This is a genomic window from Mucilaginibacter sp., from assembly GCF_965277465.1.
Lineage (GTDB): Bacteria > Bacteroidota > Bacteroidia > Sphingobacteriales > Sphingobacteriaceae > Mucilaginibacter.
This window is the reverse complement of sequence record NZ_CBDICW010000001.1, coordinates 2,066,677-2,078,901: the sequence shown is the minus strand read 5'-3', so window position 1 is coordinate 2,078,901 and position 12,225 is coordinate 2,066,677. Positions and strand designations below refer to the sequence as shown.

The 12,225-nt window shown below is 41.7% G+C and carries 10 protein-coding genes and 1 tRNA gene; 6 read left to right on the top strand and 5 right to left on the bottom strand.

Features of this window, described 5'->3' with window-relative positions:
• The first annotated feature begins 64 nt into the window (after positions 1-64).
• Entirely contained in the window at positions 65-604 is a 540-nt protein-coding gene (locus ACQY4U_RS09455) for a hypothetical protein (protein ID WP_428329145.1), read from the top strand.
• 194 nt (positions 605-798) lie between these two features.
• Here ACQY4U_RS09455 and ACQY4U_RS09450 read toward each other — a convergent pair whose 3' ends face one another.
• Positions 799-1,932, bottom strand: coding sequence for an NHL repeat-containing protein (locus ACQY4U_RS09450; protein WP_428329144.1), 1,134 nt, complete (start codon positions 1,930-1,932; stop codon positions 799-801).
• Positions 1,933-2,178: 246 nt separating this feature from the next.
• Here ACQY4U_RS09450 and ACQY4U_RS09445 point away from each other — a divergent pair, with 246 nt between their 5' ends.
• Positions 2,179-2,586, top strand: a complete 408-nt coding sequence (locus ACQY4U_RS09445; RefSeq protein WP_428329142.1) for a response regulator — start codon at positions 2,179-2,181, stop codon at positions 2,584-2,586.
• Between the two features lie 161 nt (positions 2,587-2,747).
• Entirely contained in the window at positions 2,748-3,956 is a 1,209-nt protein-coding gene (locus ACQY4U_RS09440; protein WP_428329141.1) for a DUF2252 domain-containing protein, read from the top strand.
• 389 nt (positions 3,957-4,345) lie between these two features.
• Here the strand turns inward: ACQY4U_RS09440 and ACQY4U_RS09435 are convergent, their stop codons facing one another.
• The 3 genes from ACQY4U_RS09435 to ACQY4U_RS09425 form a co-directional block, all read right to left on the bottom strand.
• Positions 4,346-5,548, bottom strand: a complete 1,203-nt coding sequence (locus tag ACQY4U_RS09435) for a glycosyltransferase family 4 protein (protein WP_428329140.1) — start codon at positions 5,546-5,548, stop codon at positions 4,346-4,348.
• On the bottom strand, positions 5,545-6,969 hold the full coding sequence (locus ACQY4U_RS09430) for an oligosaccharide flippase family protein (protein ID WP_428329139.1): 1,425 nt from the start codon (positions 6,967-6,969) through the stop codon (positions 5,545-5,547). The genes ACQY4U_RS09435 and ACQY4U_RS09430 overlap by 4 nt, the downstream gene beginning before the upstream one ends.
• Positions 6,970-7,441: 472 nt before the next feature.
• Positions 7,442-9,682, bottom strand: coding sequence for a BamA/TamA family outer membrane protein (locus tag ACQY4U_RS09425; RefSeq protein WP_428329138.1), 2,241 nt, complete (start codon positions 9,680-9,682; stop codon positions 7,442-7,444).
• A gap of 128 nt (positions 9,683-9,810) precedes the next feature.
• Here ACQY4U_RS09425 and ACQY4U_RS09420 point away from each other — a divergent pair, with 128 nt between their 5' ends.
• The 3 genes from ACQY4U_RS09420 to ACQY4U_RS09410 all read left to right on the top strand — a co-directional run bounded on the left by ACQY4U_RS09420 (position 9,811) and on the right by ACQY4U_RS09410 (position 10,884).
• The gene (locus ACQY4U_RS09420; protein ID WP_428329137.1) at positions 9,811-10,575 is read left to right on the top strand and encodes a TrmH family RNA methyltransferase; all 765 of its coding nucleotides are present in this window, start codon (positions 9,811-9,813) and stop codon (positions 10,573-10,575) included.
• Positions 10,576-10,606: 31 nt separating this feature from the next.
• Positions 10,607-10,677, top strand: a tRNA-Cys gene (locus tag ACQY4U_RS09415).
• Positions 10,678-10,710: 33 nt separating this feature from the next.
• Entirely contained in the window at positions 10,711-10,884 is a 174-nt protein-coding gene (locus ACQY4U_RS09410) for a spore protein (protein WP_428329136.1), read from the top strand.
• A 243-nt stretch (positions 10,885-11,127) separates the two neighbouring features.
• On the opposite strand, the gene ACQY4U_RS09405 is transcribed toward ACQY4U_RS09410, so the two are convergent.
• Positions 11,128-12,174, bottom strand: a complete 1,047-nt coding sequence (locus tag ACQY4U_RS09405) for a quinone-dependent dihydroorotate dehydrogenase (RefSeq protein ID WP_428329135.1) — start codon at positions 12,172-12,174, stop codon at positions 11,128-11,130.
• Positions 12,175-12,225 lie beyond the last annotated feature (51 nt).

The window sequence follows — 12,225 nt, the reverse complement described above, 5'->3', positions numbered from 1 at the left end:
CAACAGTTTAGCCAATCAACTTTAATGTCTATTTTTAACCGGGCTTAAAGCATCATTATACCAAATGAAAAAAATATTATTAATACTTTGCCTTGTATTTGTTTCAGCAAACTTTGCAATGGCAGATGGGCCTGCAATGGCCATAAATCATTTTGTTGTTAAAGAAAACCCCTTTGCCAAAAACGAAGTGGCCATAGTTGCTACCGATACCCTGGGTAATATACAGGAAAACGTTAGCGGGGTTTTTACCTTTACCATGAATGGTTTTGAGGAAGCGCTGAACTTTGATAAAGGCACCGCATTTTACAGGCATAAAATTAATAAATCGACCTTTTTATACGCCAAGCACCAGAACGACAGCGGCTCCCACGGTATACTCTATTATATTTATAAGCACGACGAGAAGCTTTCGCCCTTCCATATAAGTTGGATCTTGTTGCTGGCTATTCCCTGCGGCTTGTTTTTACTGGCCTATATGTTTAAGCGGTTTATAATTGTTGCGATCATTATATTTGGCATTTTTATGTATTTCAATTATCACAACGGCTTAAGCATCCCAACGTTTTTTGAAAGCATAATTGACGGATTGAAAAATATTTTTTAGGCGAAGTTTTTTTTAATTTGAATTTTAAAAGAAACAATATTTATAAAGGTGAATGTCGCTCAGATAGGTAGTATACCTACTGCATGCAGGATCTATTGGATAATATTTTTCTACCGATATTGTACACCTACGGTGCGTTCGGCCAGATAAACTAGTTTGCCAGGCATTTTCCGTGTGGCGAATTATACCCCCAACTAATGACTAATGGCTGATCCCCTCCTTACTGTCTTATAAATAACCTGCACCCTGTTTTTCGGTAAAGCTTTTAGTCCTTTAGTATTACTATGCGCGATTGCTATTCCATTTTTTGCCCCCTGTTGCCCGCTTCCGGCAATGGTGGTAACTACCCCGGCTGGCGTTATCTTGCGGATCAGGTTATTGTTGGAGTCGGCTACATATACATTACCTGCGACATCAACAGCTAACCCGGCAGGGCCATTAAATGAGGCTGCTACGCCGGTACTGTCAACCGCGCCTGCGCTGCCGTTACCAGCCAGTGTGGTAACATTGCGGGGAGTACTGATCTTGCGGATCAGGTTATTTACGCCATCGGCAACATAAACATTCCCGGCAGCATCAACAGCCACGCTGTTAGGTAAATAAAACGAAGCCGAAGCTGCTGGCCCATTGGCAGAGCCTTGTCCCGTACCGGCAAACAGGCTTACAGAACCTGCGCTGTTCACCAATAATATATTGTTATTTAAATAATTTGCTACTAAAATATTGCCGCTATTATCAACTGCTACGCCTGTTGGGTTAATAATGGCAGGCATACCTAAGGTATCAAGCCCGGCTAAGGTGCTTACCGTACCGCCTGTTGTTATTTTACGGATCTGGTTATTCCCGGCATCTGCCACATAAACATTCCCAGAAGCATCAACAGCAACACCCGACGGTGAAAAGAAAGTAGCAGCCAGCGATGCCCCGTTTGCAGAGCCTGTGGAATCGCTCCCGGCGAGGGTGCTCACCAAGCCCGCCGAATTAATTTTACGGATCAGCTCATTTCCCGAATCAGCCACGTATAAATTACCTGATGCATCAACAGCAATACCCATTGGCCTGGTAAACGACGCTAAAACACCCAAAGCATTTATAGAACCCTCTGTGCCACTGCCTGCAAAAGTACTTACCACACCACCAGCCGCAATCTTGCGGATCAGGTTATTGCCATAGTCGGCCACGTACAGGTTGCCCGCAGCATCAATAGCCAGGCCCGTAGGGCTGTTAAAAGATGGCAGTGTATCAGCCTTTGCAATACTATCGTTTTTGGCAATGGTACTATCAGATAAAGTATTGGGTTTTATATGCGCTTTGTTGCAAGCAGCCATTAAGCCGGTAATCAGTACCAACAAAAAGATATTAAATATATTTTTAAAGGGGGATATTTTCATTAGCGGCAGCAAGCAATTATTGAAGTTTTAAAATTAGTATTTAACATCAGTAAATACTAATTGTCATCCATACCGAAAACAATAAGCAATATTAGCCCCGTTACTTAACCATAAGTTACGTAATAATCCTAAAATGAAACAAAAATACTTTTCGTTTGTAGTAAGGGCTAAATTACCTTGTGTATGTGTAACCTTTTTGTTGTTGACGACGACCTGTTAGATCAATTTATTATAAAACTCAATCTGGTAAATTATCCTGTTTTTAAAAAAACATCTTACTTTAAAAATGGCAAGCTTCTTCTTGATTTTTTACAGGAGAATAAAAATGATCATCCTGCTTTACCTGATGTTATATTTTTAGATCTGACTATGCCAATTATTAATGGCTGGAAGGTTTTGGAGGTTATGAACGATATTAACAGTACACTATGCAAAGACATTGTGGTATATATAGTAACTGCATCTGTTTTTACAAGCGATAAAATAAGAGCCAGGGAATACAGCTTTGTGAAAGAATTTTTCTCAAAGCCTTTATATAAAGAAAATTACATGGCCATATCAGACATGGCCGAAAACTTATATGAAGGGTAGCTCCCGAACTCAATTACAACGCATGTTAATCATGGCTGCCGAATGCTGATATAAAAGCGTTTATTTTTCTATTGGCAATACTCTTCTTTTCATATGAATTCGCTGCAAACAAATACCATTATATTTGTTAATAATCTGCAACTTTATTCAACCTTTATTACATGTCAAAACTTTCAGATAGGTTAAAAGCCTTTAATAAACCCCTGCTGCCCGAAATGGTGCAGCTAAAATATGAGGCAATGACCGAAAATGCTTTCCGATTTTACCGGGGCACCTGTCATTTATTTTATGAAGACCTTGCCAGTGTAAAAACGTTGCCGCAATCGCCACTCGCCTGGATCTGCGGCGATCTGCATATTGAAAATTTTGGTAGCTACAAAGGCGATAATAAGCTGGTTTATTTTGACCTGAACGATTTTGACGAAAGCATACTCGCCCCGGCAAGTTACGAGCTAACGCGTATGCTTACCAGTATTTTTATTGCTTTTGATGCGCTTGAAATTGAGCCCGTAAAAGCTTTTAAAATGGCGCAGCTTTATTTAAAAACTTATGCGGCAACGCTGGCAAAAGGTAAGGCCATCAGCATTGAACCGCGTACTGCGAAGGGTATTGTTTGTGCTTTTTTAACTTCTGCCGATAAAAGCACTGAAAAGGATGTGATTAAAAAACGCACCGTAAGCAAAAAGCATAAGATCATGCTCTCGTTAGAAAATGAGCGGCACTTTAAGCTGAATAAAAAATTGAGGCAAGAGTTAAAAGCTCACGTAAACGAATGGATAGCTACCAGTAATGATGGCCCTTATAATTATAAAGTTAAAGGTGTAATATTCCGCTTAGCAGGTACGGGCAGTATAGGTGTAAAGCGTTACCTGTTTTTGCTGAAGAGCACCAATACCAAAAATAAATACCTGTTTGTAGATATGAAGCAGTCGAGAGCATCGTCTGTACTGCCTTATGTAAACGTGCAGCAGTTAGATTGGCCAACTGAGGCCGAGCGGATTATTAAAGTACAGCAGCGTATGCAAAATGTATCGGCATCCTTGTTAAGTACTACTGTTTTCCGTGAAGAATCGTATGTGATCCAGGAGCTGCAACCGGTAAAAGATACCATCAAATTCAAATTATTGAAAGATGACTACCGGGATATTTACCAGGTAATTGATGATATGGCAGCGCTAACAGCATCGTCTGAATTGCGAAGCGGCGGTATGCAGGGTTCATCCATAATTGATGACCTGATAGCTTTTGGCGAATCGACCGAATGGCAGGCACCCTTATTAGATTATACCCAAAAATATGCGCAAAAAGTAAAACGCGATTATGCACAGTTTTTAAAGGATTATAAAAAAGGAGTATTTAAAGAGAAGTAATGGATTGTTATTTTGGGGCTTCAAAAGTAACCAAAAAGCCTCACCTAAATCCTCTCCAAAGGAGAGGACATGAAGAGCATGTTTAATAAACCCCTACCTCTCCTTCCCCAGGGAAGGAATCGCTCAGGCCGTCCCCTTAAAAAAATACAAATCAAAAGCGGGCAAAGGCCTGTCAGAAAAGCGGGCCTGGGAGCATGGCCTGCAGCGGGGAAGCTTTTTTCTGACTTGATTTTTGGTTACTTTCCATCTAAGGGAAAGTAACTAAGCCTCCGCGGCTATGAGCGGGACGGTGCCTTTCATTTACCACAAATTATATTCAATAGAACCCCTACCTCCCCTTCCCTAGGGAAGGAATCGCACGGGGCCGTGCTTTTGAAAAACAATACATTTTAAATATCAATAACCTTTTTATAAAAATCTAAATGCTGCTTTGCAATTTTACTGATCTCAAAACGCTCCTTTACACTATTATTCCCAGCTTTAGCCAACCGGTTAAAAGTTGCGTTATCATTAAGCAGTGATAAAATAGCAGCTGCAATCTGTTCTATATTATCCGGATCAATAAGCAGCCCGTTAATATTATCATCAATCAATTCCGGACCAGATGTGCGGTTAGAATTAATAACTGCTGTTCCGCAAGCCATGGCCTCCAAAGGCGCCAGTGCAAAGGCTTCGGCATAGGATGGGAACACACTTATTGCCGAAGCAAATAAATAGCTGTATAACGTAGTTTTATCAACATGCCCCATAAACGTTACGGTGCCTTTAGCATGCTCATTTAACAGGTCTGCCACTTTTTGCTGCGGGCCTTTACCTAATATCAGTAAACGGGCATTAGGTATTTGCGCATTAACTAAATTCCAGGCTTTTGCTAATTGGTAAACGCCTTTTTTAGCAACAAGCGACCCGGTAAAAATTACTTGTTCCGGGTTTCGGTGAATATCAGGATCTCTTATAGCTGTATCGATACCATTATATAAAATCTCAATTGGTTTTGTGTATGACAGGCAGGCTGCACTTTTATCTGCCGAGTACCTGCTGGCAGCCGCAACTGCCGAAGCCTGGTTTAAAATAGCCTGCTCCATTTTTAAAACAGTAGCAGGTACATGTTTATTAGCTTCCTGCGCAAAATAGGTAAGCGTTCCGTTCATTTTCACTATCACAGGCACTGGCAGTTCAGGAAATGGGACGAATGAATTGCAAAACCTGATATAATCATTATAGTCGGGCATTTCAACAACAGCAATGTTGTGTCCATCAATCAGTTTTTTAAGCGCTGTTTTATAAATGGCAAGGCTGTGTGTAATGTTACGCTGTATTATACCGGTATCTTTTAAAATCCGGCTGCCTATCCGCCTTATTACTGATCGTTTATTTCCGAACCATTTGGCATTCATTCCCATGCGGAAACGGTAAACTTTCACCCCTTCGTCGTCAAACTCATCTTCGCCGCCGTACCCGGGTATGTATAAACCCGCTACTATTACCTTGTGCCCCTGTTTAACCATTTCGCGGGCAAGCAATTGCACGGCAGTACCTATGCCGCCATGCTCGCCGGGCGGATATTCATCGCACAGGTATAAAATATTCATCGGCTTAAAAAATGCTTAAAGTTTAAAAGATGCTGTCTGGTCATCTGTTTGGAGGCAAAGGCAAAACCAACATATAAGGCAACAGCAATCAGCAGCTGTAACAGGAAATTAACCGGAATATTCGTAGCACTCACATATATAACTATTGCCGATAACATAAAGATCACTATCGGCTTTAAAGCTATGTTCATGACCTGTTTATTAACCAGCCTGTAATATAAACCGCCCTGCAACACGGTAGTGATAAAAAATGCAGCCGCAGCACCTAAACCTTTAAATTGGTGGATCAGTAACAGGTTTAAAACAATATTAGTGGCGGCGCAAATAATAGTTATGGAAGTTACCTGCTTGTACTTTTTACCGCCGAAACTAAGCGTCCACAGCAGGTTTATAAAAAACTGCAAAGGGATACATAAGGATAAGATTAAAAACTGCACAGCGTTTGAATCACCATATTTGCCTTTGGTGATCATACTTATAAGTGGTACCCATAAAATATTAAGCATCAATGGTATCAGCACAGCGAAGAATTGCTCAACCGTACTGAACGAATTGATATAAAATTGCTGGATATTCCCCAGCTTTTTGCCCGATGCCAATAAACGCGACAAACGGGGTAATAATATGGGGGCAATGATGAGCATGGGTAAACGCGCCAGTTCATAAGCGCGGTAGGCAAAGCTGTAATCGGCAAGCACAACGTTGGTAGTCATGATGCCAAGCAGGATCCAGTCCATACGCGACAGGCTCATGTCAAATATTACTGACAGGTACTGAGCCGACGATTCCTTAATAAGCTTTAAATAAGCCTTAAAATGCAGCTTAAAGCTAAAGTTAGTTTTGGCGACAAGGTAAACAAGCAAGCAACAAAGCTCAAACACAGCCGAGCAGATGAGTACAACAACAACCGTAGCAGTATCTAATTGTTCAAGTTGCTGTAAGCAGCATACTGCAATAATTTTACCGGTATTGCTAACAACTGAAATAATCCCGTAAGGGGTAAAAAGCTCTTTAGCGTTTAAAAATTGTTTAAGGGGGATACCGATATAAATTAAGCCCTGGGCAGCAAAAAACCAGGGCAAATAATGATAGATGGCTGATTGATTTTTAAAGATATTGCTCAGCACCACTAACAGCAAAAAGGTAATAATAAAGCCAACTATAGTATGTATAAAAAAGGCCGCGGCGGCCCAGTCGGAAGTTTTGGAGGCAGCTATGCGCCTGACGACTACCTGCTCCAGCCCAAAGCCCAAAATGGTGAGCAGGAAAAACGATACAGCATTCATCCAGCTGATGGTACCAAAGCTTTCTTTTGAGAGGTATACCGATATAAAATAAAAGAAAACACTCCCAAGTACCTGTACAGCAATGGCCTGCAATCCCGACGAGAAGAATTTAATGAAGAGTTTGTTTTTAAACAATATTATTTGATTGAATGGTAACCAAAATTAATACTATTAATTGGCTGATGGGGTTGCCTGTGGTTATTATTTATTGGGGAATTAGGCTAACCTTCAATTAAAGGCCTCACCTAAATCCTCTCCAAAGGAGAGGACTTGAAAAGCATGTTGGATAAACCCCTACCTCCTCCTTCCCCAGGGAAGGAATCGCACAGGCCGTTGCTTATGAATATGCAAAAAAAACATACAATCAGAAGCGGGCAAAGGCAGAAAAGCGGGCCTGGGAGTATGGCCTGCAGCGGGGAAGCTTTTTTCTGACTTGATTTCGTTGGTTACTTTTTCATCTAAGGAAAAAGTGACTAAGCCCCGCGGCTATGAGCGGAACGGTGATGTTAGTTACTGCAAAGTATATTCAATAGAACCCCTACCTCCCCCTTCCCCAGGGAAGGAATCGCACTGGGCCAACGCTTATTTAAATCAAACTTTACTTATTCTAAAACGGCATCCCTATACCAAAATTTAGCTGCATAAAGTTATAAGTATCCTGGCTGTTGTTGAGTTTGTAATTATTTTTGAACGATCCGGAGTGGAAAAGCTCGTCAAAGTGTTTTATCAGCACCCATTGGTCTGATCCGTTAAACTGCGGATCTTTAAACTTAAAGGCAGCATCGAGCCTGAAAACAAAAAAGGCAAGGTCAAACCTTAAGCCTGTACCAATATCCATTGCCGTTGCAGGTAAAATATTATTCAGCCTAAACTCTACATTGGGGTCATTAGGCTGCCTGTGCAGGCGCCAAACGTTTCCGGCATCCATAAATATGGCACCTTTTAGCTTCGACCCAAAAAAATCGTCAGCCAGCTTATAGCGGTATTCAAGGTTGGTGATAATTTTAATCTCGCCAAACTGATCAAGATATTTTAAACGCGACCTGAGCGAATCATTGCCCGGCGTTGGCGGCCCGTAAAAGGTAGCCCGGTTAAACTTACCGGGGCCCAGCGTACGTGGCAGCCAGGCGCGCATATCATTGGCACCACCTGTATAAAATTCCTTTTCAAAAATCCAGTTACTGTCCTTACTGTTGCCGTAAGGAATACCTATCCCCGGGTTGAACCGGAAAATAAACTGCCGCTCGCCTCCGAAACTACGGTAAACCCTCAGGTCAACCTCCGTTTTTGCATACTGTGCAAAGGCATAACCAAAAATGGTACGTGCGCCCGATGTATCTTTATGGGTGTGTAATAAACGGCTTAAAACACTCAGGCTGTTACCACCAACATCAATACTTCCGCGGAAATAAATAAAATTGGAGAATGAGTTTAACTCAATAGCATTATACTGAAAAGTGTACTGGCTGCCCATAGAAAATATGGTACGGCCAATCAGGTATTTGTACGAATACAAATTATTTTTAAGGAGCAGAGTATCGGCAACAGGGTCAATCTTACCTCTTGAAAATTCAATATCAATAGGTGTTACCGTATGCAGCTTTCTCCCTGTTTCGGCAAAATCATAAGTGATAGAGTTGATAAAGCTCTCGCGCGAAACCAGTCCTTTTTGATAAAACAACTGGTAGTTGGTTGAAAAAGTAGTATGAGGCACCCCATACTTACCTAACAACGGAAAATCAAAAGGCGAAATAATGCGCGGATAGGTAAGGCTTCCACCGATCCTAAGATCCTGATTTTGAATACTGTTCTGGTTATTGGTTGTGCTGTTATTATCAAACAATACACTCCAGTTTATTTTTACCTGTAAAATAGCGGCCCCTTTAAATACGTTTCGATCAGTAAAGGTATTGCCTACGTTGTAACCAAAACGCCCCCCGTTAAACAGGAATTCCCCCTCCACCCTGTCAGACATTTGCTTCAAGGGCACAATATCTATCTTGGTATCCAGCCGCTTGGTACTATCGGCCAGCTTGGTATAGGTTGGATTGGGAACATTTCTAAACACATTTAACTCCGATAAGCGCGACGTGGTGAGTGTTTGTTTATCAATATTATATAACTCACCCTTGCGCTGAAAAACGTAATCTGTTACCGTATGGGGTTTAAACTTGTGCGAAAAATCAACAAACCTGAATTGCGAATCAACCTGTAAAGTATCAGCCTTACCGGTGGTACGGCCATTACTTTTTGATATGCTTATCAGGGTGTTGTTAATGGTGTAAATAGGGTGCGAAGATTTCCCGGCAGGGTTATCAATGGTCATGTTAACATCAACCACGCTGCTCCTGAAAGTTGAATCGTAGGTAAAATTGATGTACTGCCTGTAAAAATCGTAATAACCGTTGCGTTTCATAATCAGATAAAACTCATCGCGGTCATAAGCCAGGCTATCCATATCAAAACGGCCGCCGGGCTGCACATGCGAAAACTTAGGGCGGTTTATGCGGTAAAGCTCCCGTACTTTAGGATCTAAAATACTATCCTGTAGCGTACGGATCCTGAACATAGGGCCCTGTACGGCTGTAAATATCAGTTCGGCCTTTTTCTTTTTTATGCTGATGCTATCGGTAACACGGGCTTTTAAGTAGCCTTTGTTCTGCAAAAAACGTTCTATCTGCACCCGAGAGAATTCCACAAGCCCGCTATCAAGCAGCGCAGGCGGCTCGCCAATATCCTTTTTACCGTTTTTACTAAACCAGTAATAAAACTGAAGATTTACAACACTATTGGGCTGCTGCTCCTTATCAACATAATTTAAAGCGGCTGCGGCATATTCCGGATCCATTCCCTTTAAAGTAATTTTGCGCACAAGTGCCTCATTACCTTTTAAATGGCGCGTTAAGCTGCAACCCGACCATATAATGACCAGAAGAATACTTAATATTGTAATACGGTAACCACAAGGTTTAATATATGCTTTCAAAATCTCAGATCAGTTTACTAAGGTCCTTACAAAATAAAAAAGAGCGCAAAGAGCAGGGTCTTTTTTTGGTTGAAGGATATAAATCAGTTGTTGAATTCATAAATTCTACCTACCAGATTGAAGCTGTTTATCATACAGATTCATTCGACCCAAAAATGCTCAAATTATCCCAAAAAATAAACTTATATAATATTTCTGTTACAGATATTGAAAAAATAAGCAGTTTAAAAACCCCGCAGGAGGTTATTGCCCTTGTTAAAATTCCACTTTACCCGGCGCTTAATAACGCAAAGCTTAAACAAAAGTTCTCATTAGTTTTAGATGGCATCCAGGATCCAGGCAATATGGGCACCATTATACGCACGGCTGATTGGTTTGGCATTACCGATATTATCTGTTCGGAGGATACGGTTGATGCTTATAACCCAAAAGTAGTGCAGGCCAGCATGGGTTCGTTATCACGTATCAACATGCATTATGCAAATATTATTACATTGCTGCCACAAATTGGCCTGCCTGTTTTTGGTGCCATGTTAAACGGCGATAATATTTACCAAACCAATTTTGGCACTGAGGGATTGATAGTTATGGGCAACGAGGGCAACGGGATGCGCCCTGCTGTTGAGCAGCTGATTAACAAAGCCATCACCATTCCGCGCACGGGAAAGGCTGAATCACTGAATGTTGGCATAGCTACAGCATTATTTTGTTCAGAAATAAGTAGAAATTCATACAATAAAGTTGGCAGCAAATAAATAAATCGCTATTTTTGCATCCTTGAAAAATGGTCGGGTGGCCGAGTGGCTAGGCAGAGGTCTGCAAAACCTTTTACAGCGGTTCGAATCCGCTCCCGACCTCAAGAATTAAAAAAACATTAAAAAATTAAAGCCATGGGCGTTACTCGTTTAAAAAGAAAAGATAGAAAAAACAAAACTACTTCAAGGTTAGAAGTACAATTTTTGAAACTGGCTACAAACCTGGAGCCCGGAAGCCGTTCTGCTGAGAAAAAGAACAGCCAGATAGCTAAAAACAACGCTGCTTTATTGGTAGCTGCCGCAAAATAATTCACCATCCGTAAGGAGGTAAATTTTGCTTTTAATGATATACAAGATCCTGTTGGTTATAAACCGGCAGGATTTTTTTATGCACTATATTTTATGAAATACTCGTCATTGCGATGAGGAACGAAGAAGCAATCACCAACCGTGAAGATCAACCATACCTGGCGGCTCTGTAAATCGGGGATTGCTTCGCTATCGCTCGCAAGGACGCGCAGTTTTATAGAGGCAACCTCATGCCTCGCCTAATTAATTACCCGCTAATATTTTCTTATTGATCCTGCTGATCAAGCCCGGGCCTTCGTAAATAAACCCGGTATACAACTGCACCAGTGAAGCGCCGGCATTTAATTTTTCAATCGCATCTTCCGGCGAATGGATACCGCCCACCCCTATTATCGGGAACGCTTTATTTGATTTTTCAGACAGGTAACGGATCACCTCTGTTGATCTTTTGCTAAGCGGCTTACCGCTTAAACCACCCATTTCGCTTTTCAATGCTGTTTTTGATACCAGGCCTTCGCGGCTGATGGTGGTATTGGTTGCTATAATACCTGCAATCCCTGTTTGCTGTACTATTTCAACAATATCATTCAGCTGATCGTTAGTTAAATCGGGGGCTATTTTTAGTAAGATCGGTCTGCTAATGCCGTTCTTTGAGTTGCGCTGCTGTAAGGTTTTCAGCAATTGCATTAAAGGTTCTTTCTCCTGCAATTCGCGCAGGCCCGGTGTGTTTGGCGAGCTTACATTCACCACAAAATAATCAACAACATCAAACAGTCGGTCAAAACATTTAGTGTAATCGCTTACGGCATCCTCATTGGGTGTGTTTTTATTTTTGCCGATGTTGCCCCCAATAATCAGCTTTGGTTTGCCTTTCGCCTCCTTTTTACGGAAAGCAGCCAGACGTTCGGCCACTACGTCAACCCCTAAATTATTAAAACCCATTCGGTTGATCAGCGCGCTATCATCAGGCAGGCGAAACATCCGTGTTTTTGGATTGCCCGGCTGCGGCAATGGGGTTACTGTACCTATTTCAATAAAGCCAAAGCCCAGGTTGGCCATTTCGCCCATCATTTCGCCATTTTTGTCAAACCCGGCAGCTAAGCCAACAGGATTCCTGAACTTAAGTCCGAACACTTCACGCTCCAGGGCTGCATCTTTAACATCCCACAGCGCACGGCTTATAGCCGCTCCGCCCGGAAATCGGTTAAAGCGCTTAAGGTTAGCCGTTACAAAATAATGCACCCTCTCCGGGTCGAACTGAAAAAGCAGGGGCTTTATTAAAAAATACATAGCCGCGAAGTTAAGAGTTTTATGCGGGAGTCGGAAAAGTGCCACTGGCAG